Annotated in this window: 18 protein-coding genes; 8 read left to right on the forward strand and 10 right to left on the reverse strand. The window is 54.4% G+C overall.

All coding sequences use genetic code 11. The features are described from left to right. Nucleotides 1-8: 8 nt before the first annotated feature. Together lpdA and IEX74_RS04450 are read right to left on the reverse strand one after the other, a co-directional pair. Entirely contained in the window at nucleotides 9-1,415 is a 1,407-nt protein-coding gene (gene lpdA / locus IEX74_RS04445; protein ID WP_188811437.1) for a dihydrolipoyl dehydrogenase, read from the reverse strand. A 295-nt stretch (nucleotides 1,416-1,710) separates the two neighbouring features. After that, a complete protein-coding gene (locus tag IEX74_RS04450) occupies nucleotides 1,711-3,360 on the reverse strand; it encodes a M1 family metallopeptidase (protein WP_188811439.1) in 1,650 nt (549 codons plus the stop codon). A 233-nt stretch (nucleotides 3,361-3,593) separates the two neighbouring features. Between IEX74_RS04450 and IEX74_RS04455 the strand changes: the two genes are divergently transcribed. Beyond that, nucleotides 3,594-4,568, forward strand: coding sequence for an EamA family transporter (locus tag IEX74_RS04455; RefSeq protein ID WP_188811441.1), 975 nt, complete (start codon nucleotides 3,594-3,596; stop codon nucleotides 4,566-4,568). 29 nt (nucleotides 4,569-4,597) lie between these two features. On the opposite strand, the gene proC is transcribed toward IEX74_RS04455, so the two are convergent. The 5 genes from proC to IEX74_RS04480 all read right to left on the reverse strand — a co-directional run bounded on the left by proC (nucleotide 4,598) and on the right by IEX74_RS04480 (nucleotide 12,153). Further along, nucleotides 4,598-5,416, reverse strand: a complete 819-nt coding sequence (gene proC / locus IEX74_RS04460) for a pyrroline-5-carboxylate reductase (RefSeq protein ID WP_188811443.1) — start codon at nucleotides 5,414-5,416, stop codon at nucleotides 4,598-4,600. A gap of 85 nt (nucleotides 5,417-5,501) precedes the next feature. Further along, nucleotides 5,502-5,999 carry a hypothetical protein gene (locus IEX74_RS04465; protein ID WP_188811445.1) on the reverse strand — a complete coding sequence of 166 codons (498 nt, stop codon included), beginning with the start codon at nucleotides 5,997-5,999 and terminating at the stop codon, nucleotides 5,502-5,504. Nucleotide 6,000: 1 nt separating this feature from the next. Continuing rightward, the gene (gene odhB, locus IEX74_RS04470) at nucleotides 6,001-7,689 is read right to left on the reverse strand and encodes a 2-oxoglutarate dehydrogenase complex dihydrolipoyllysine-residue succinyltransferase (protein WP_188811447.1); all 1,689 of its coding nucleotides are present in this window, start codon (nucleotides 7,687-7,689) and stop codon (nucleotides 6,001-6,003) included. Between the two features lie 122 nt (nucleotides 7,690-7,811). After that, nucleotides 7,812-10,742: a 2-oxoglutarate dehydrogenase E1 component gene (locus IEX74_RS04475; protein WP_188811449.1), complete on the reverse strand. Its 2,931-nt coding sequence runs from the start codon at nucleotides 10,740-10,742 to the stop codon at nucleotides 7,812-7,814. 214 nt (nucleotides 10,743-10,956) lie between these two features. Next, on the reverse strand, nucleotides 10,957-12,153 hold the full coding sequence (locus tag IEX74_RS04480) for an L-dopachrome tautomerase-related protein (protein ID WP_188811451.1): 1,197 nt from the start codon (nucleotides 12,151-12,153) through the stop codon (nucleotides 10,957-10,959). 346 nt (nucleotides 12,154-12,499) lie between these two features. Here IEX74_RS04480 and IEX74_RS04485 point away from each other — a divergent pair, with 346 nt between their 5' ends. After that, entirely contained in the window at nucleotides 12,500-13,015 is a 516-nt protein-coding gene (locus IEX74_RS04485) for an RlpA-like double-psi beta-barrel domain-containing protein (RefSeq protein WP_188811453.1), read from the forward strand. 62 nt (nucleotides 13,016-13,077) lie between these two features. Here IEX74_RS04485 and IEX74_RS04490 read toward each other — a convergent pair whose 3' ends face one another. Next, a complete protein-coding gene (locus tag IEX74_RS04490; protein WP_229755117.1) occupies nucleotides 13,078-14,082 on the reverse strand; it encodes a hypothetical protein in 1,005 nt (334 codons plus the stop codon). Nucleotides 14,083-14,439: 357 nt separating this feature from the next. Here IEX74_RS04490 and IEX74_RS04495 point away from each other — a divergent pair, with 357 nt between their 5' ends. Beyond that, nucleotides 14,440-14,853: a hypothetical protein gene (locus IEX74_RS04495; RefSeq protein WP_229755118.1), complete on the forward strand. Its 414-nt coding sequence runs from the start codon at nucleotides 14,440-14,442 to the stop codon at nucleotides 14,851-14,853. A 140-nt stretch (nucleotides 14,854-14,993) separates the two neighbouring features. On the opposite strand, the gene IEX74_RS04500 is transcribed toward IEX74_RS04495, so the two are convergent. Further along, nucleotides 14,994-15,395: a hypothetical protein gene (locus IEX74_RS04500; RefSeq protein WP_188811457.1), complete on the reverse strand. Its 402-nt coding sequence runs from the start codon at nucleotides 15,393-15,395 to the stop codon at nucleotides 14,994-14,996. 206 nt (nucleotides 15,396-15,601) lie between these two features. Here IEX74_RS04500 and IEX74_RS04505 point away from each other — a divergent pair, with 206 nt between their 5' ends. Next, nucleotides 15,602-15,865 carry a hypothetical protein gene (locus tag IEX74_RS04505; RefSeq protein WP_188811458.1) on the forward strand — a complete coding sequence of 88 codons (264 nt, stop codon included), beginning with the start codon at nucleotides 15,602-15,604 and terminating at the stop codon, nucleotides 15,863-15,865. Between the two features lie 136 nt (nucleotides 15,866-16,001). Here IEX74_RS04505 and IEX74_RS04510 read toward each other — a convergent pair whose 3' ends face one another. Further along, the gene (locus IEX74_RS04510; protein ID WP_188811461.1) at nucleotides 16,002-17,546 is read right to left on the reverse strand and encodes a hypothetical protein; all 1,545 of its coding nucleotides are present in this window, start codon (nucleotides 17,544-17,546) and stop codon (nucleotides 16,002-16,004) included. Between the two features lie 209 nt (nucleotides 17,547-17,755). On the opposite strand from IEX74_RS04510, the gene IEX74_RS04515 reads away from it, so the two are divergent. From IEX74_RS04515 to IEX74_RS04530, 4 genes are all read left to right on the forward strand, one after another. Further along, complete coding sequence (locus tag IEX74_RS04515) at nucleotides 17,756-18,514, forward strand: hypothetical protein (RefSeq protein WP_188811462.1); 759 nt, start codon at nucleotides 17,756-17,758, stop codon at nucleotides 18,512-18,514. A gap of 30 nt (nucleotides 18,515-18,544) precedes the next feature. Further along, entirely contained in the window at nucleotides 18,545-19,126 is a 582-nt protein-coding gene (locus tag IEX74_RS04520; RefSeq protein ID WP_188811464.1) for a hypothetical protein, read from the forward strand. Between the two features lie 322 nt (nucleotides 19,127-19,448). Continuing rightward, the gene (locus tag IEX74_RS04525) at nucleotides 19,449-20,015 is read left to right on the forward strand and encodes a DNA-binding protein (protein ID WP_188811466.1); all 567 of its coding nucleotides are present in this window, start codon (nucleotides 19,449-19,451) and stop codon (nucleotides 20,013-20,015) included. A 141-nt stretch (nucleotides 20,016-20,156) separates the two neighbouring features. Further along, the gene (locus tag IEX74_RS04530; protein WP_188811468.1) at nucleotides 20,157-20,984 is read left to right on the forward strand and encodes a DUF1206 domain-containing protein; all 828 of its coding nucleotides are present in this window, start codon (nucleotides 20,157-20,159) and stop codon (nucleotides 20,982-20,984) included. The last annotated feature ends 41 nt before the right edge of the window (nucleotides 20,985-21,025 follow it).

The raw sequence follows: 21,025 nt of genomic DNA on the forward strand, positions 1-21,025 counted from the left end.
GCAGATAATTACATATGAATCGCGCGGTTCTCGGTAGCGGCCAAGCAGGCTTCCTTCACGGCTTCGGCGTAGGTTGGGTGCGCGTGGCTCATGCGGGCTACGTCCTCGGCGGAAGCGCGGAACTCCATAGCGGTTACGCCTTCGGCAATCAGGTCGGCGATGCGCGGACCGATCATGTGCATACCTAGGATTTCGTCGGTCTGCTTGTCGGCCAGCACCTTCACGAAGCCGTCGAGGTCCATAGAAGCGCGGGCGCGGCCCGAGGCACGGAACGGGAACGAACCCACTTTGTAGGCGCGGCCGGTTTCCTTCAGCTGCTCTTCGGTGTAGCCGACGCCGGCCACTTCCGGCCAAGTGTACACCACACCGGGAATGAGCAGGTAGTTGATGTGCGGCTTCTGCCCCACGATGGTTTCGGCTACATACACGCCTTCTTCTTCGGCTTTGTGGGCGAGCATGGCACCGCGAATCACGTCGCCGATGGCGTAGATGCCGGGCACGCTGGTTTGCAGGTGCTCGTCGACCTTGATGCGGCCGCGCTCTTCCATCTGCACGCCGGCGGCTTCCAGGTTGAGGCCTTGGGTGTAAGGCACGCGGCCTACGGCCACGAGGCAGTAGTCGCCCTCAAACTTCACTTCCTCACCTTTCGGATTGGTAGCGGTTACCGTCACGGTGTCGCCCTCACGGGTGGCGCCAGTCACTTTATGGCTCAGGAAGAACTCGATGCCGATCTTACCTAGGATGCGCTTCAGCTCTTTGCCGAGGGCACGGTCCATGGTCGGGATAAGCGAATCCATGAACTCGATGATGGATACCTTGGCACCCAGGCGAGCGTACACGGAAGCCATTTCCAGCCCGATAACTCCGCCACCAATCACGATCATGTGCTTGGGCACTTCACGGATGTTCAGGGCCTCGGTGCTGGTGATAATACGTTGCTTGTCTTGCTGAATGAAGGGCAGCACCGTGGGCTTGGAGCCCGTGGCGATGATGACGTTTTTGGTCTCGATCTGCTGCTCTTCGCCGCCGTTGGTCGGCGTAATCTTGATGTGGTTCTTATCGATGAACGAACCCACGCCTTGCAGCACGTCGATCTTGTTCTTCTTCATCAAGAACGCAATACCATCGACGTTCGCCTTCACCACCCCATTTTTGCGGTCGATGAGTTGGTTCATGTTGATCTGCAAGTCGCTCAGCTCAATGCCGTGCTCCTTGAAGGTCGTGTGGGCATTATGGTAGTGCTCCGTGCTATCGAGCAGCGCCTTGCTGGGAATGCAACCTACGTTCAGACAGGTACCCCCTAGGGTCGGGTACTTCTCGATGATAGCCGTTTTGAGGCCTAGCTGCGCGCAACGGATGGCGGCCACGTAGCCCCCAGGTCCGGAGCCGATGACGGTAACGTCGTATTGATTCATGATAAAAAGAATTCGGTGAGCATCATTGGGGCTAAAGTTACGAACGGTGAAATAGTGAGATGGTGAAATCGTGAGTTTTCTGCTCCGACTACGCCAAACAGCACGCTAAGCCCTTCTTTTTATAACAAAGCGGCGCAGGAAAAGGCGCATCAGGATCAAAAAAGCATCAACGCCCATTGTAGGAACGCGACACGGCGCGTTCGGCATCCGACTTGTTTGCGTTGATTACACGTCGGAGCCTAGGTTTTATCCTTTCCAAGAAGTCGTGCAACGCCGAACGCGCCGTGGCGCGTTCCTACAGCGCAGCCACTTTGATGTAATAATCAAAGGTATCTACCTCCAGGTTTTCCTTCGTGACTTTCGGTAGGGCCAGCGGCTGCCACTCCGTAGTCGGCGTGATGAAGCGGTACGTGCCGCCCTTGGTGCGCACCTGCACGGGCATGTTGAAGCCTTTTACGTCGGCGGCCCAACGACACTCGGCTTTGTCCTTCTGGAAGCGAACTTCGAGCGTGGGCAGCGTAGTGTAGCGCAGATACTGGTCGAAAACCTTGGTCAGGTCCTTGCCGCTTTGCTGGTTGACGTAGCCGACGATCTGCTCCGTCGTGACGGTCTGGTGATAGAAGGTCTTACCTAGGCCCCGCAGAACCTGGCGCCACTTTTCGTCGTCGTTGACGATGGTCCGGATCATGTTCAGCAGCACCGAGCCTTTGTCGTACATGTCGCTGGAACCCTCCTGGTTCACATTGTACGGCCCGATGATAGGCTTGTCGTTCTGGATGTTTTTGCGCTGCCCGTAGATGTACTCCTGCCCGGCTTTCTTGCCAAAGAGGCTTTCCACAAACAGCGCTTCCGAGTACGTAGTAAAGCCCTCGTGCACCCACATGTCGGCTATGTCCTTGCTGGTGATGTTGTTGCCAAACCACTCGTGCCCACTTTCGTGGATGATAATGAAGTCCCACTTCTCGCCCCAGCCCGTGCCGGAGCGGTCATGACCTAGGTAACCGTTTTGGTAGTGGTTGCCGTAGGCGACGGCGCTTTGGTGCTCCATACCTAGGTGCGGCGCATCCACCAGCTTGTAGCCGTCTTCATAAAACGGATACGGCCCAAACCAGTGCTCCATCGACTTGAGCATGGGTTTCACGTTGGCGCCGAATTGCTTTTTGGCTTTCTCTACGTTCTCCGGCAGCACCCAATAGTCGAGCGTCAGCTTGCCTTTCTCACCGTCGTAGATGTCGCTGAAGTGCTGGTAGTCGCCCACGTTCAAGGCCACGTCGTAGTTGTTGATGGGGTTGCGCACGGCCCAATCGAAGCGAGTGGAGCCATCGGGCAGCACAGTAGTTTTGCGCAGCCGCCCATTTGACACGTCCTTCAACCCTTTCGGCACGGTGATGCTGATGAGCATGCTGTCGACCTCGTCGCTCTGGTGGTCTTTGGTGGGCCACCACACGCTGGCACCCAGACCCTGGCAGGCGGTAGCCACCCACGGTTTGCCCTGCGTATCCTGCGTGAACACAAACCCGCCATCCCAGGGCGCTTTCTTGGCAACGATGGGCTTGCCAGCATACTGCACTGTGAACTCATCCTTCGCCCCCTTGCGAATCGGCTGCGGGAACGTGACAAATACAGCATTGTACTCCCGCGTGAACGGTACCGGCTGCCCCTTGTACAGCACCTTCTCCACGGTCAGGTTAGCGAACAGATCGAATTGCAGCCGCGTGAAGTCCTGCGTGGCCGTGAAACGAAACAGATTGGAACCCGCAATCGACTGCTGCTCAATGTCTAGCTTCACATCAAGGTGGTAGTAGTTGATGTCGTAGCAGGTACGCAGCGGTGTCAGGTTGCCGCGGAGTGAGTCGGCGCGAGTAGTGGTGGGTTTGGTGGGTTGGGCTTTGCTCAGCACAGGTAGCAAGAGCAGCGAAGCATAACACAAAAATGCGCGGAGCATATACGAAAGCTAGGTGGCGGTGGGAAAAGGTACTGCTTTTTACCAGACCGCATGTCTGCATCTAGGTTGCATTGTGGCTGGCTAAAAAGACGATAGAACCGTCAGCCAAAGCACCTGGCTTGTTTGCCCAGTGGCAACCCTGACGATGGATTATTAGCATTGCATGCGCGATGTCTAATTCGCCCCGCTACATGTCATTCCTTGTTTGACTATTTTCCCGTTTCTGCTCCCGTATGCCTGATACCTCAACCCCGCCACCTTCCAAAGCAGCGCTCCTGCTGGCCTTCGCGCTGGTTTATATTATTTGGGGATCTACTTACCTAGGTATCCGGTTCGCCATTGAGAGCATGCCGCCCTTGCTGATGGCGGGCACCCGCCACCTGCTTGCCGGGTTGCTGCTCTACGGTTTTATGTGGTGGCGCGGTGATACTCCGGCGCCAACTGCAAGCAATTGGCTAACAGCGCTTATCATTGGCGTTTGCCTGCTTGCTTTTGGAAATGGCGGCGTGACGCTCGGCGAGCAATACCTGCCCTCAAGCTTAGCCGCTTTGCTGGTCGCAACCGTGCCGATGTTTCTGGCGCTACTTGGTTGGCTGAGTGGCGTATCGGCCCGCCCGACGCTGTGGGTTAGCCTAGGTTTGAGCCTAGGTCTGGCGGGCGTCTACCTGCTGGCCAGCACGCCTGGTACCAGTCATGTATCGCTGCCGGGGCACAAAGCCATGGGCGTCGGGTGCGTGCTGACGGCCGCGGTGCTGTGGTCTGTTGGCTCGCTCTACTCGAAGCGGAAGCAAGCATCGGCTTCGCCCTTCGTGGCCGGTGGTATGCAGATGATCTGCGGCGGGCTGGTGATGCTCGTAGCCGGTTTCCTGCACGGGGAAGCCACTGGCTTCACGCTTGCCAACGTTACCGCCAAGTCGTGGCTGGCTTTCGGATACCTCGTTTTGTTCGGTTCTTTGCTGGCTTTCACCGCCTACATTTGGCTGCTGCGGGCCGTGGAGCCTGCCTTGGCAGGCACGTATGCTTTCGTGAACCCGGTAGTAGCCGTGGTGCTCGGCTGGGCCTTCGCCGATGAAGTATTGAACGTACAGATGCTCGGCGGTGCTACCCTGATTGTGGCCGCCGTGGGGCTCGTGGTATTAGGTGGCCGGGCAAAAATACGGGCAACTGAATCAAAGCCGAGCTCTTCGCCCTTGAAGGCAGAAGTGTAGCCTAACTTCACTCCTGCCTTACATAGAACCTAGCCTTCTTTGTACAACGTGCCGGCTTTCTCCGCCGACAGCTTGATACCTTTGATCATGGCCGAACTGAAGCCATTGTGCTCCATTTCGTTGAGGCCTGCAATGGTGCAGCCTTTTGGCGAAGTCACTTTATCGATTTCCTGCTCCGGGTGCGAAGCTAGCTGCAACAGCAAGTCAGCGGCGCCTTTAGCGGTTTGGGCGGCCATCTTCAGCGCATCGTGGGCGTGAAAACCAATTTCGGTGCCGCCCTGCGAGGCCGCCCGAATAGAACGCAGAAAGAACGCAATACCGCAAGCGCACAGCGCCGTAGCCGAAGTCATCAGTTCCTCATTAATGCGGATGGTGCTTCCAACGGTATTGAAAAGCCCTTCCACCAAGGTCATCTGCTCCTCGGAAGCGCAGTCACTAGCCACGCACGTCATCGATTGCCCGATGCTGATAGCTGTGTTAGGCATGGCACGCACCACCGGCACCGCCACTCCTACTTCCTGCCGGATGTCCTGGCAGCTCACCCCTGATATAACGGAGATAATCAAGTGCTTATCTGGGTTGATGCTAGCTTTGATGCCATCGAGCACCTTATTAAGCTGCTGCGGCAACACAGCCAACACAATAATATCGGCTTGCTCAACGGCAGCTAGGTTGTCGCTGCTGGTTGCGTAGCCATCCTGTGCCAGCGGCGCCAGCGCAGCGCTGTTGCGCCGGGTAAGGGTAATCTGAGCAGGGTCAAAAATTTCGGCTTTTACCAGCCCTTTGGCTAAAGCAATACCAATGTTACCACTGCCAAGGATAGCAATTTGGGTCGTAGAGTTCCGCATGGAAAAGATCATATTAGTTTGTAGGTCTTTACACGTCTCAGTAGTACAGATGCCCAGTCATATAGCAAGAGCTGAAGTAAAGCTGCTACAGATAGGGCGCAAATAGACGCCCGCTAGGTTTATTTGGCAGCAATCCTACGCGTTGTAGTTGTTCAATATGATGCTGTTGACAAACACCACTGAATTTTACCGCCTGACTCAAGCAACCCTCTACGCGGCAAGGGTTCTCACTCTCCTCAAATATATTCTGATCAAAGTAGTTACGCATCATGACCGAGTAAATCATCCATGAGGCAGGTTGGGTATATTTCTCTTTATACCATTCTTCAAGCGTTATCTCAGGCACTTGAAAAGCATATTCTCTATTCTCAAAATTCCATTCTCGCCCAGTCTGCCAATATTGGCCACAACTTGAGCAACGCAGGAGTTTAAGTGCAAAACGCTCATCCTCAGCAAGGAGGATGAGCGTTTTGAGAATTGGTTTAGTCTTTCTTATGCGTGTCTCGATACTTTCCCGCTGCATGTCAATCGCTTGGAATGACGAGCATTGGCATCCTTGACTACGAAAAAAAGGAAAGCGCATATTACACCCCTAGCAACAAACGCGTAGGATCTTCGAGAAGCTCCTTCACGCGCACCAGGAAGCTCACCGATTCGCGACCGTCAATGATACGGTGGTCGTAGCTGAGCGCTAGGTACATCATGGGCCGAATCACCACTTGCCCGTTCACGGCAATCGGGCGCTGCACAATGTTGTGCATACCTAGGATGGCCGACTGCGGCGCATTAATAATAGGCGTACTCATCATCGACCCGAAGATGCCACCGTTGGTAATGGTGAACGTTCCACCGGTCATTTCTTCGATGGTCAGTTTGTTGTCGCGGGCTTTCATAGCGAGGCGCACCACTTCCTTCTCAATACCGTCGAAGGAAAGCTGCTCTGCGTTGCGAATAACCGGTACTACCAAGCCTTTGGGGGCAGAAACGGCAATGCTGATGTCGCAGAAGTCGTTGAACACGATGTCGCCACCATCAATTTGGGCGTTCACCGAAGGAAACTCCTGCAAGGCCACGCAGCAAGCCTTCGTGAAGAAGGACATGAAACCTAGACCTATCTGGTGCTTCTCCTTGAACTTGTCCTTGAACTTGCTGCGCATCTCCATGATCGGCTGCATATCCACTTCGTTGAAAGTGGTCAGCATAGCGGTTTCATTCTTAACCGAAACCAAACGACGGGCAACAGTTTTGCGCAGGTTGCTCATCCGCTCGCGGCGCTGATTGCGGTTGCCACCAGCAGTAACCGGTGCGCTGGCAGCTGCTGGTGCAGCAGCCGGTGCCGGAGCCGCTGGCTGCGGAGCTGGAGCAGCAGGTCTAGGCTGAGCGTTCAGCGCATCTTCCTTGGTAATGCGTCCATCACGACCAGTGCCTTGTACGCTGTTGGCAGCTACTCCTCTCTCTTCCAGAATTTTACCTGCGGCTGGCGAAGGAGTACCGGTAGCATAGCTTGTGGAAGCGGAGCTAGGTGCAGCGGGAGCCGCTGCCGCAGTGGGGGCGCTGGCAGGAGCAGCCGTTGGCGCAGCAGCCGGGGCAGCGGCTACACCGCTACCACCTTCGATGCGCGCTACTACGGTACCAATAGAAATCGTTTGGCCTTCCTCAACGGCGTGGCGCAGCGTACCGGCAGCTTCCGCAGGCAGTTCAAAGGTAGCCTTGTCGGATTCCAGCTCGGCAATTACTTCATCTTGTGCCACTTGTGCGCCGTCGGGTTTGAGCCACTTCGACACCGTAACTTCCGTGATAGACTCCCCTACTGGTGGGATCTTCATTTCCTTCGTTGCGCTGCCAGCCGGAGCACTCGCAGCGGCCGGAGCAACGGCCGTAGGCGTATCAGCGGAACCTGACTGCGAACCACCGTAGCCCGACTGATCACTGGCCATTGGGTTTTGCTCACCCTGGCTGATCGGGTCAGCGGCGGGCGTAGCAGGAGCAGCTGTTGGTTGTGCCGTACTATCAGAAGCGGCTTCGGCAGCCGGAGCAGTAGCTCCGCCGATTTCCGCAATGACGGTTCCAATGCTGATGGTTTCACCTTCCGCTACGCGGATTTGCAGCGTGCCATCTGCTTCGGCAGGCAACTCGAAGGTGGCTTTGTCTGACTCCAGTTCGGCAATGACTTCGTCACGCTTTACAGTTTCACCATCTTTCTTGAGCCATTTGGCAACGGTCACCTCAGTGATTGATTCGCCAACGGCGGGGATTTTAATTTCCAGACCCATAAGTGGGAGTAGGTTGAGAAGTTTCGGGAGTAAGGAGAGAGTTAGGTACGCGAACCTAGGTTTGCGTACCTACCGCCTCTAACGCTGTTATCGAGAATGGTTGGGCGGTTACCAAACAGCTTTTAAGCATCTACGTGTTTGTCAGCTTCCTCTACGGTTGCTTTCGCATTTTCAATAGCTGGTGTTGCTGTTTCGAAAGCACGAGCTACCAGGTCTTTCTGCTCTTTTACGTGCACCTTGTTGTAGCCGGTTGCGGGCGAAGCGCTGGGCTTGCGGGCAATTACGTCTTCCAGCTCGCGGCGCATAAAGCGCAGCATGTAGTTCCAGTAACCCATGTTCTCCGGCTCCTCCTGTACCCAATACAGCTTGGCTTTCGGATACTTAGCTAGCTCTTCGCTGAGTTGCTTTTGCGGGAAGGGGTGCAGCTGCTCTACGCGTACAATCGCTACGTCTTTGCGCTGCGACTTCTGCTGCTCTTCAAGCAGATCGAAGTACACTTTGCCCGAGCACAGCAGCACGCGCTTCACCTTTTTATCCTCAGCGTACACGTCGCCGAGCACTTCGCGGAAGCTACCACTCGTGAATTCCTCAATCGGCGACACGCACAACGGATGGCGCAGCATCGATTTAGGCGACATCACAATCAGCGGCTTACGGAAATTCCAGGCTAATTGACGACGCAAGGCGTGGAAGAAGTTCGCTGGCGTGGTCATGTTCGCCACGATAATGTTGTTCTCGGCAGCTAGCTGTAGGAAACGCTCGGGGCGAGCGTTGGAGTGCTCCGGACCTTGGCCTTCGTAGCCATGCGGCAACTGCATCACGATGCCGTTCATGCGCTGCCACTTGCTCTCCGACGACACCACGAATTGGTCGATCATCGTCTGAGCGCCGTTGGCAAAGTCACCGAACTGCGCTTCCCAGATTACGAGGGCCGTGGGGTTAGCCATGGCGTAGCCAAACTCGAAACCTAGCACCCCATACTCGCTCAGCAGCGAGTTGTAGATGCTGAGCTTCTGGTGCTCGCCTTCCATGTGGTTTAGCGAGTTGTACGGGGCCGAAGTTTCGGCATCGTGCAACACCGCGTGCCGGTGCGAGAACGTGCCGCGCTGCACATCCTGGCCGCTCACCCGCACAATATGGTTTTCCTGGAGCAACGAACCGTAAGCCAGCAATTCGCCGGCGGCCCAGTTCAGATTGCGCGTTTCGTAGAACATCTTCCGACGCTCCTTCAGCAGGTTATCAATCTGCTTGATCGGCTTGAAGCCTTCCGGAATGGTCGTCAGCGCCTTGGCTACTTTCTGCACCACTTCCTCGCTCACGCCAGTTGCAGGCGATTGGTCGAAATCTTCGGGCTTGGAGCGGCGTAGGCTGCGCCATTCGTTTTCCAGCGCCTGATAGTTATACGGCAGCGGCTTCTGCTTCACCATATCCAAGCGAGCTTGCAGTAGGTCGCGGAACTCGCGGTCCATCTGGTTAGCTAGCTCGGCATCTACGTCGCCCCGGTTCACCAGCATGGTATTGTACACCTCGCGGGGGTTGGGGTGCTTCGAGATGATATTATATAGAGTAGGCTGCGTGAACTTCGGCTCATCCGACTCATTGTGACCGTGCCGACGGTAGCACACCATATCAATGAAGATATCGGCGTGGAACTGCTGCCGGTATTCGGTAGCCAGGCGCACGGCAAATACCACGGCCTCTGGGTCGTCGCCGTTCACGTGCAGCACCGGCGCGTCGATGATCTTAGCCAAGTCAGTGCTGTAGATCGAAGAGCGGGCGTCTTCGAAATCAGTCGTGAAACCTACCTGGTTGTTGATAACGAAGTGGATGGTACCGCCGGTCTTGTAACCTTCCAGCTGCGACATCTGCGTTACCTCGAAGCCAATGCCCTGGCCAGCCAAAGCAGCATCGCCGTGGATGAGGATGGGCAGAATCTGGTGGTAGTCGTCGTTGTACTGGTGCTCGATTTTGGCGCGCACAAAACCTTCCACTACGGGGTTAACTGCCTCCAAGTGAGAAGGGTTAGGAGCTAGCTTTAGGTTTACCTTCTGACCATTCTCCGCTTCTACCTCCGAGCTGTAGCCCATGTGGTACTTCACGTCGCCATCGCCCATAGTGAGGTCCGGTACGGCGGTTCCCTCGAATTCCGAGAAGATCTGCTCGTAGGTTTTGCCCATGATGTTGGCCAGCACGTTCAGGCGGCCACGGTGCGCCATCCCGATCATCACTTCTTTCACACCTAGCTCCGATGCCTTATTAATAATAGCATCGAGGGCAGGGATAGTTGTTTCGCCACCTTCCAGCGAGAAGCGCTTCTGTCCCAAGAACTTAGTATGCAGGAAGTTCTCAAAAACAACGGCTTCGTTCAGCTTCTTCAGAATACGCTTTTTGTACTCAGTACCGGGATTGAAGCTGAGCGAATCCTTCTCCACTTTCTCCCGGAACCAATCCAGAATCTGCGGGTCGCGGATGTACATGTACTCGAAGCCAATGCTGCGCGTGTACACCTTATCTAAAGCCGCTATAATGTCGCGCAGCTTGGCGCTGGTACCTAGGCCTATCACTTCCCCATTGCGGAAAGGCGTGTCCAGATCTGCTTCCGACAAGCCGAAGCTACCTAGGTCAAGGCGCGCTTTGCGGTCTTTGCGCTCCCGCACAGGGTTGGTGTGGGCAAGCAAGTGACCGCGGCTGCGGTAGGCATAAATCAGGTTGCGAACGGCCGTTTCCTTATCGGCTACCGTCACGTCCATCGTCTGGGCAGAAGCTTGGGCGTTGTTGGTAGATGCCGCCGTGTTCAGAACGCCAAAGTCTTGCTTTTGCGCCGAAGTGGCCTGAAGCGCTGCCGCGCCATTGCGAGTGACCGGCGCAGCTTGTGCTGCACCACTTCCATCGGCAACCGACTCGCCGTCAGCAGGATATTGCTGCGAAAACTCGAAGCCTTCGAAGAATTTACGCCATCCGAAGTCGACCGATTCCGGATTTTGCTTGTACGCTTGGTACAGCTGTTCAATGTAGTCGCCGTGGGCGTTGGCGATATAAGAGTAAGCTTCCATAGGTGAGGAGCTGGGTGAGTCTGAAGCAAAAATAACGTAATGTACAACAAGGCAAAAACCCATATTCGCATTCACGAATACGCCTTATTATCAAAGCTATTATGCTATTTACCTGTTCTATTTTTGGTTGATACTCTCTGCCAATCTATACAAAATAAAGTAGAAAAGCCTTTAAAAGGGTGAGAAAACGCTTTCCTCAAACGTTAAAGATGAGCTATTTGGGCAAGCTCATCTTGAAAATATGGAAGGGCTGATTCTGCTTGTCTACTCCTTTATTCCAGGTAGGCGTTTTATGGATTGCCGAGTTCGTAACATATAACGTACCATCTGCGGTGAAGCTGAACGTGTCGGGCCACTGCAAACGTTTGTCTTGCGCTACTGTCTCGATCTTACCATCAGGGGTGCGACGCACGATGGAGTTTGTTTCAAAAGCCGTCAGATACAGGTTATTGTTGGCATCAATTTCCATTCCGTCGCAGGCAGGCACCTTACCTAGGTCTTCGATCTGCTGCGCCAGCTGCGCGTCGGAAAGAGCTGCGTTGCGCAAGGCTTCCGTCTTAATGCGGTAAAGCTTATAGCTGGTAAGCGGCTTCCAGTAGAGGTATTGAAAATCACGGCTCAAGGCAATGCCATCGGCATTGAACTGCATCTTCTTGCCGGTAGCATCCACCAGTTCCTGCCCGTTGGCTTTGATACCTAGGGTACTATCCCCTAGCATCGACGGGTGCTTTGCCAATACCTGACGCGCTTTTCCTGATTTAAGATCAACGACGACCAGACTACCCACGCCCGACTCCGTGATATAGGCGTAGTTGCGTTGGGTATCAACCCGGACGTCGTTCAGGTAAGACTTACGCGAGGCAACGCTTTCGGGGAAGCTGATGTTCTGCACCACCTTATCGGTTTTGGGGTCGATCTTAACCAATTTCGGGCCGCCTGGCACTGTGGCTTTCAGGCCCGGCGCAGCCGGATCGAGCACCCAAAGCATCCCGCTGGGGTCAGCGTACACGCTTTGAGGGCAAACCCAATGCTTCTGCGGCTCGTTCCGGACCGTTTCATTCCAGAGGCACCAGTTTGCATCGGGGTACGGTTTCAGCGAACCATCGCTGCCGAGCTGCGCAATGGGCATCACCGGGTTATAATCCCAACGGGGAAAGTCGAGGAACGTGCGGCCATCCGGCAGCACGGCTACCCCGACAAACTGCGGCCCTTTCAGCGAAGCAACTACTTGTAGCGGCGAGTTGCCGGCACCCTCGCTGCTGGAGTCGGCACTGGTGGTAGTAGAGGCCTCGGAGCCCTGTGCAGTTGGCTGTGAGGGCGAAGAGCAGCCGGTAATCAGGAGGGCTAGCAGGCTAGCTCCTCCGACCAGGCGAGCGACGCCCGGAGCGGTAGGGAGGGAGTGAAGATGCATAAAAATTTGGGGAAAGAAAGAGCTATCTACGTGAGATGGTTGGGTTTAGCATCTACGGAGTCTTATGCGCCTTGTTCGGCTTTAAACAATGATTTGTATCACATCTCCTCGAAATTCATACTAATTTTTTTAGTAAAATATAAGCCAAACGAGCACCTTGGCTGGTAGCCAATAGCACTCTTAAACTATTTGTCGGTACTTTTTTTATTAACTTGCGAACTTCACGCTCGTAAGGCTGTTCAGATGCAACATTTCTTAGTAAGCAGCGTGCATTTTTGGCAGCTTGTTCTGCTCGGCTAATGTCCTTTCTCTTCGGACGAAAGAAGAGTTCACCAAATTCACCATCATGTCTATTGCACTACTGGTTTTAACCTTCCTTTTCCCCCCGCAGGTATTCCCAACGGCAGCCGCGCTGCCTTCCACCGTCGCGCACTTGAGTCCGCGGCAGGTGGCGCTTTTTGTACCGAAGCCGGTACCGGCTCACCACCCTAGCACTCTCCCAAGCTATCAAGTAACCGCAACAGTATATTCGGCACAAGCCCGACAGACTGATTCTGAGCCACATATCACCGCCGATAACTCCCGCATCTCGCGGCACCATAGCAGCAAGCACCGTTGGATGGCTCTCTCGCGGGACATGCTCAAAGACTGGGGCGGCAAATTCAGCTACGGCGACTCGGTGCGCGTGCAAGGGATTTCGGCCGAATTGGATGGCACCTACATCATCCACGACACCATGAACCGCCGCCTGCACCGCACCATCGATTTGTTGGTAGGCCAGCACGAGCAGATCTACGGCAAATGGGACAAGGTCCGCATCAGCAAGGTAGAGGAAGCCGAGCCAACCTGGCAGGCTAGCTAAGCACCTCTCTTTCAATTAGTACAAGTAGCGCCGAAATATTTTGGCGCCATTCCCCAACTCACCTAGGATGCCACGTAGGCATCCATAATGCGCGGCTGACCTAGGTCGTCGTACAAAAAGCTCAGTGGCTGCGCTGGATTTTGCATGATGGCTTTGTAGGAAATATCCCAACGTTTCCACATTTCCTGCAACGACTGTCCATAAGCCGAGTTTTCCCACGGGTTGAAAACCGAGCTGGTAATGTCATCAATCAACGTATCGTACACGAGGTGGTCGTCGCCGGGCTTGAGGGGCCGGGCGTAGTAGTCGGGAACCACGTTGAACAGGTAGGCGCCGTAGTACACACGGGCCTTAAACTCAGCTATTTGAATTGGATGCAATGGGCGGGCCGTGTCGGCTACTACCCGGCGCATAGCGTCTTTCACAATCCCGTTGTCGGCGAAGCACGCCATCAGTACGGTGTTACCTAGCTTGATGCTGAACACCATAGTGGTCAGGTCGTCGTCGTACTCGAATGAGATGGTGTCTTCCCGCGGGTCTACTTCCAGGATGTATAGCGAAGCCGGCGTAAAATCCTCGAACTCAATCGGTACGCGCAGAGCCTGGAACGTTTGAAAGAAGGCGTGGAAGCGGCGGAACATCTGAGCGTTTTCGGCCAGCGGGTAGCGCGGCTTCACCAATGGGTTCAGTTCCGTGAGCAGCTCGGTGATGAACACGCCGTAGAACATCTTACCCAGCCACAGAAACAGCGTTTTGGCCGATAAAGCGCGCCAGCCGTCCAAACCTAGCTCCGCCGTTTGCTGGGCCTGCGCCTCCAACGGCTCGACGTGGTGCGTGCGGCAGTGCTGGCAGCACGGAATCCGCAGGTCGCGGTACGTCACGATGCTTTGATCGAGCAGCTGAATCTGCCGGTCGGCCAGGTCGTAGCGGTCCATAAGCCAGTAGGCAAACACCGGCACCGAATCAATCGGCGGCTCGGTAGGCGCGCCGCACAGAAAGCAATACTGCGGACCTAGGCGCATGCCTTCTAATGGATCGTACAACTGGAGGTGAGCAGGAATAGCCATAGCAACAGGAAAAGCAAAAGAGGCGCAAAAGTACGGCGTTGCTTTTGCTTTTCTTGCTTTAGGAACTGTGTTAAAGTAGACAGCAGACACACAGGCGCAGACTGTAAAGCATAAACCCAACACTACCTGACCTAGGTTTATATTTCTATCGAAGCTTTACTTAGAAGCTATTAACAGCCTTGCAGAAGCAATATGAATGTACTGTCAACAATGGACTTCTTAAGCATTTTTGTAATTATAGCGTCTATAAGTTCAGGGCTAATCTTTTTGTTCTATTGGATACCTAAGAAGCTAGGTCATCAAAGGCTAGGTAAGATCCTGTCTTCATCTATTGGTGTTTGTATTTTGCTTTTAATTTTGTTCATCACATTTGAAGATCAGTTATTTACAGAAAGTGACGCCGCAGAATTATTATCAGAACAAGACATTAACCTAAGAGAAATTTTTGAAATTGTAGAGAATAAATCAATATCGGGGATTGGTGACTATTACCACACATTTACATTGAAAATCTCTAGAGATGATAAAGAGGCCATCATAGAACAGATCAAAAGTTCACCAGATTTCAAAGGATTAAATGATATTAAAGACGATTTGCTACATTCAACAGATAGATACACGGGAAGTAAATTAGTTCAGAGCTATGAAGATGAAGTTCAGCTTGTTAGAGAGTACTTTGAGCCTAATGGACAAGGATACGCGCCAACATATAGGAAAGTAGAAGTCAGCAAAAAAGAAGACACATTGACATTCGAGGATATTGACGAGTAAAAATTTACTAGTATCTATCAACATGCTTAATCAAAATTTTTTATAATACAAAATATTAACGAACCACATCTTAATACTTAAAAATAAAGAAGCCCTGCTCTTACCAGAACGGGGCTTCTTTATTTAAAATCAAACAAATTCTACCGCGATAACGCGTTGCTCATCTTAATCAGCAATTTACCTAGCTGCGTGAGCGGGCCTGTGTAGCCATTGCTGGCTTCGTCAGCTACTTTGTTGGTTTCGGCACCTAGGGTAGCGAGGGTTTCGGCTAGCTCGTGTGGCTGCGTGTTGGGAGCGATAAGTTGCTCGCGCAGGGTAGCCAGCTCCTGAATAATCTTGGCAAGCCCTGGCCGCTCGGAAGCCGTCAGGACGGCTTCCCAACGGTCTACCTCGGCCAGACCACGCTGTGTTGCCTTATCCGGCACACCATCGTTGAGCAACCCAACGGTATCGTCGAGCAGGGCAGTGGTTTGCTCATCAGTTACCTCAAGTGGAACGGATGGCACAAGGGGCGTTTGGGGCGTGGGGGTGGTCGAGTCCATAATCAAAAGTCATTAGCTAAAAGGAGTACCTCATATACTTGCTTCACTACGGAAAAGTTAAGAACTGCGAAACAAGCCGTTACGCACGCGGACCTAGGTCCTGCTCCAAGCTCAACAGCAGGTAAAATACTGGGCTCAACGGGTTACCTATTGTTGGGTTAGGTATGAAGAGAAATTTCCATTGAACCTCTCTTCTACTTTTTGCCATGAAAATCTCCTTCAAGACCCTGTTTGTTGCTGCCGCTTTCTCTACGTTCGCCATGACCTCGTGCGGCGATGGCGACAAAGCTGCTAATGCCACTGAAAACGCTGCAAACGCAACTGAAAACGCCGCCGAAAACACCGCTGATGCTGCTGGCAACGCCGTAGACAGCGTGAAAGCTGACATGGCGACGGAACCCGGCGACACGGCCGTTGTGCAAAACAAAGAAGCTGACAAGCTGATCGAAGAAACTCCTGAGAAGAAGTAATTTCTTCATTTCTTATTGATAAAGAGCCCATTCTTACGACAAGGATGGGCTCTTTGCATTACTTGATACAAGTTGCGGAGTAGACAAACCTAGCCCCCGTGGGGGCTAGGTTTGTCTACTCCGCAACTTGTATCGATTACAGCTTCTGAAGAGCAGGAGCCGCGCATGCTAGCTCCAGCAGAATTTCATAGTACGGCTTGCGCATCATGCGCGCGCGCAGCCAACCGTAAAAGCTAAGCGCCTGTAAATCTTCGCGCTCCAGGGGCAGGAATGCCGGCATTTGCCCCACGCGCTCGGCAAAGGCAGGCTGGGTGGCCGTGGCAGGGTCGTCAATAATTTCTCGTACCAGCGCCAGAAAGCTGAGCACGTAGCGGTAGCCGCCACCATCGGCGAACCGCTCGCGCACCATGCGCTCGATGGCGCGCAGGCGGTTCAGGGCTAGGTCGGAGTTGCCCAGTTCCAGCTGGGTCAGCATCTCCCCTAGGTTTTTGTTCAGCACCCATTCCAGGCCCATCTGCTGCTCGCACCAGTGGTCGGAGCGGCCGATGCTGATGAGAATCTGGTTGGTTTTGTGAAACTGACTTTCGGCAAAATAATGGAAACTCAGACCGAGCCGGGCCGTGAGCTGGTCGCGGGAGGAAAGTACCACTTCGTTGCTGTTCAGCAAGCTCTCTACCAACTGAATACTTTCCGCGTTGCGCCGCAGAAATGCATAGTTAGCGGCCAGTAGAAACGTGTATTTGGGCAGAAAATCGGCGTAGTGGCTGCGCGGGCCCGTGTAGAGCGCACAGCGCAGCTGTTCCAGATACGCCACCGACTCAGCAAAGCGCCGGATGCGGTACAGGGCGTGGGCAATCATGTACAGCAAACCTAGCTGGTAGTACCGATTGGCCGGCGCGAAGCCGTGCCGCTTCTCCATCAGGTGGTAGCAGCGAATGATAAAAGGTGCGAACGAGGCAAAATCGCGGCGCACGAGCATGGCGCTCCGGGCAATCGACATGAGCCGGTAGAGCAGCGACGGTCGCCGCGCGAAAGCTTCCAGCAGCTCATACTCGCGCAGCACTTCGTGCATGATGGTGTCGAAGGCCTCGCCGCCCCGGCCGCGAGTGCGCGCTTCCCGCAGGCGCTGCCGGATCAGGCTGTTGGCGATACTGGCGCGCTCTTCTTCGTCGGCCGCTTTCTTGTTGAGGTTGCGACGCCGGATGATGTCGGTTAGCTCTTCGCCGGTGGGCGCGGTGTCGGCGTTGGCAATCTGAAGGTTGTAGACGGTGTTCAGCAGCTCGTATTGCTCGTTCTGGCGGGCTAGCTTTTCAGCTTTGCGCAGCGTGGTCCAGGCCAGGCGCGGCACCCCGGCTTCAAACAGATACTGCGCCAGGGTCAGTTGCCCGCGCACCGGGGCCGCGGCTGTTGCATCTTGCTGGCGCTGGCGCAGCAGCAGGAAATCGGTGAGGTGGCGCATGAGCCGCTTGCGCAAGGCATAGTAGGCCACCGGGTTCGGCTCCTCGGGGTACAACTGGTGCAGCAGCTCTTCGGTGGAATAAGCGCGCTGGTGGAGCAGCAGCTCGTAGAGGCGCGCATCAAGGCGGCCTTTGGTTTTCTTGCGCTGGCGCTGAATGAAGCGGCCGAAATCTTTGCGGTCGTCGGGCGAGAAGGTGGCGAGCGTGGTGCGCAGATCATCCATGTCGTTAAGATCGGGAATAAGCCGGGCAAAGCAACACCCAGATCAAAACCTGATAAGTCAGATTAATACCTAATTATTTTACTGAATTACAGATACATAATTTATTAAACTATTGTAATACAAAGTCTAATATTCATAAAAGTTCGTTGCCGTTTCGCTTAACCTAGGTTGCATCTTTCGGTAGTCATCCCACCCTAGCTGCTGCCCCTATGCTACGCCTGTTTTTTACCCTGCTGACGTTGAGCTTACTGAGTCTATCTGCCCGTGCGCAGGATGTGCTTACCAAAGTGAGCGGCGAGGAGCTAGCCGTGAAAGTGCTGGAAATCAGGCCCACCGAAATCACCTATAAGCGCACCGACAACCCGGATGGCCCGCTTATCACCATTCGCCGGAGTGAGGTGTTTATGATTCGCTACGCCAACGGCACCAAAGACGTCTTTCAGGCCGGACCGCCGCCCGGAACACCGGCTGTGGCTGCACCTACTGCTCCCGCCCCCGCTCTAAGCGGCCCCATTGTGCCTGGTGACGAACCATCCATCTATCAGGAAATACACCTCAGTGGCCCGCGCCTGGGCATGACACTGCTCACGGGCGGCGTGGCCCGCAAAGCGGATGATCGGCTCAGCCTCAACCCCTTCCTGACGCAGTTTGGCTGGCAATTCGAAACGCGCATCTTCCGAATGCCCAACGGCACTTCGGGGCTGTTCGAGTTCGTGCCGCTGATTGGTGGGCTGGAGCAAGGCAAGTTTGTACCTAGCCTGAACGCAATGGTCGGTATTCGTGGGCCGAAAGGCTTTGAGTTTGGCCTAGGTCCGAATTTGACCCCGATCAGCGCCAACGTGGCGCTGGCGATTGGCACATCTTTTCACGCCAACGGCGTCAACTTCCCCGTGAACCTAGCGGTGGTGCCCGGCAACGGCGGCGCCCGCATCAGCCTGCTCCTGGGCTTTAATTCCCGAAACCGCTAACTTACTAACCCTGCTTATACCTAGCTTTTTATGCGCCATTTGCTACTTATTTGCGGACTGCTGCTCGTGGCTTTCCGAAGTTCCGCCCAGGATGTTATCCTGCAGACCAACGGCGAGGAAGTGAAAGGAAAGGTACTGACTATCACGCCCGAGCAGATTACCTACCTTCAGGAAATCGGCGATACGCTGCGGCTAGCCAATAGCGCCGTTTTTCTGATTCGCTACGCCAACGGTACGAAGGAAGTACTGCACAATCCGGCCGCTCCGCTCTCCGCCGAATTGATCAATCAGCATAAAATGCAGGGCATCGCCGATGCGCGTCGGTACTATCGAGCACCTGGCGCATTTTGGGGTTCGTTCGGAGCAACTTACTTGGTAGGACCATTTGGTGCTGGCGCCGCCATAGCAATTGCCCAAAAACCGCCAAAAGAGGCAAACCTAAATGCGCCTAATCCTGCCCTCCTTCAAGATTCAAGCTATGCAGCAGGCTATCGGGCGCAAGCTCACCGTCAGAAGAAAGGTGCCGCCTGGGCTGGATTTGGCACAAGCCTAGGTGCGCAGCTGGTTGTCACAACAATTGCGTTTGCAGTCCTTCTGGGTGCTTTCCGCTAAATGCGACCAACATGACTGTTAGGCTTTCGTGTAGCCAATGGTATCAACTACGCCAGCACACAACGCTAATTTAGATCACCAAGAAAGCTAGTGAGATAAGTCGTTTGACCATCGTTCAATAGCGGAGCGGCCAAACAGTTGCGGAAAGCGAAGACTGGTTTTAACGCAACTTTCGAGCAATATTTTGCTTTATTCTTCAGTTAAAAGAACCCCCGTTTCAGCTAGTTAGTTGAGGCGGGGTTCTTTTGCCTTTTTTACTGAAGAGCGTCTATTAAAATTCCGAAAGCCCGTACGTAGCAGTGGCTATCGGTCCGTTTTACTCATGTCAATTGCTCCGGATGAACTGCACACGCTCGGCAACATCAACTTACTGCGGTTGATTAAAACAGCGTTTTTGTGCTCCCGCGACTATCCTGCTACTATCGAGCGTGCGACGTATCTGTGGGTGCTGGAACAGCGGCAGGTTGGGCACTGCCTGCTGTCGGGTTTTCATTCGCAGCTTGAACAGAGCATCTTCCGCTACTTACTTACCCGCCATTACCCAATCGTATATGCCCTAGGTCGTGGCATCCAACAGGGACTTAAACTCGAATACGAAACCGAGCTTGCGGCCGACCACTTACTCTTCGTGACGCCCTTCGAGCCACGCGTGACCAGTACCACGCAGGAAACGGCCGATATTCGGAACCTGCTTGTGGGGGATTTGGCGGATAATTTCTTTATCCCTTACATGGCGCCAGACGGCAATTTGCAGCGGTTATTCGATAGTGAAATAGTACAGGGTAAGCCAATTATCACCCTCGACCTACCTGAAAACCAACCGCTGATTCAAAAGGGTGCGACCATTTACCGGCCCAACGATTTGTTTGGACGGGAAAGCCAGCCTTAGTGCATTGGTCGGGGCTGTGCACGCAAATGGCCTGCTTAAGGAGGCAACAGAGTTGAGCTAACCAACACTCTAGCAAGTAACCATTTGTGACACCAGTCACGTAGAGCCGCTATCTGTAAGCTCCTCCCCTCCCTACTTGCCATGGCACTTTCTGTTTCTCCTACTCTTCCCTCGCCTTCCGAGGGTATTCGCACGCTAGCCCGCTTTGGCTTCGCGGCAAAAGGCATTGTATACTTCCTGTTGGGTGGGCTAGCCTTGTTGGCTGCCACCGGCATAAAAGGTGGCCAAACGGCCGACAAGCAAAAGGCCGTTCTGACGATTCAGGCGTTACCCCTGGGTAGGTGGTTGCTAGGCCTAGTCGCGTTAGGACTCGCAGGCTACGTCATCTGGCGCTTCGTGCAAGCCGTGCGCGACACGGAAAACAACGGCAGCAAGCCTGTTGGGCTAGCCAAGCGCCTGGGCTACGCTGGCAGCGGCGTTGTCTATGCCGCACTTGCACTCTACGCCGGCCGTGCGGCGCTGCAAGGTGCTCCTACAAGCAGCGGAGGCGATACCAACCGGCAAACGCTTGTGGCAAAAGCGCTGGCACTTCCCCTTGGAGAATGGCTGGTGGGTGCCGCGGCGCTGGCTACCATTGGTATAGGGCTGTATCAAATCTACCGCGCCTATGCAGGCAAGTTCAAAAAGCACGTTGATTCAAGCTCTCTATCCAGCGAGCAGAAACAAATAGTGGAGCGCACCGGTCAGGCTGGCTACACGGCCCGTGGCATTGTGCTCGGCATCCTAGGGTACTTTCTACTGCAAGCGGCCCTCAACTCTAATTCGCAGGAAGTGCACGGCACCGAGGGCGCCTTTGATCTGCTGAGTTCCATGGGGCCGGCCGTTCTCGGCATCGTAGCTCTAGGTCTGATGGCCTACGGTGTTTACCAGATTGTGCGCGCCCGCTACCCCGTGCTGCAAGTAAGATAAACGGTTAGGCCCTTACGCGCACCCCCGAGTCGTTGCACCAC

This window comes from Hymenobacter cavernae, assembly GCF_014641455.1.
Classification (GTDB): Bacteria; Bacteroidota; Bacteroidia; order Cytophagales; family Hymenobacteraceae; genus Hymenobacter; species Hymenobacter cavernae.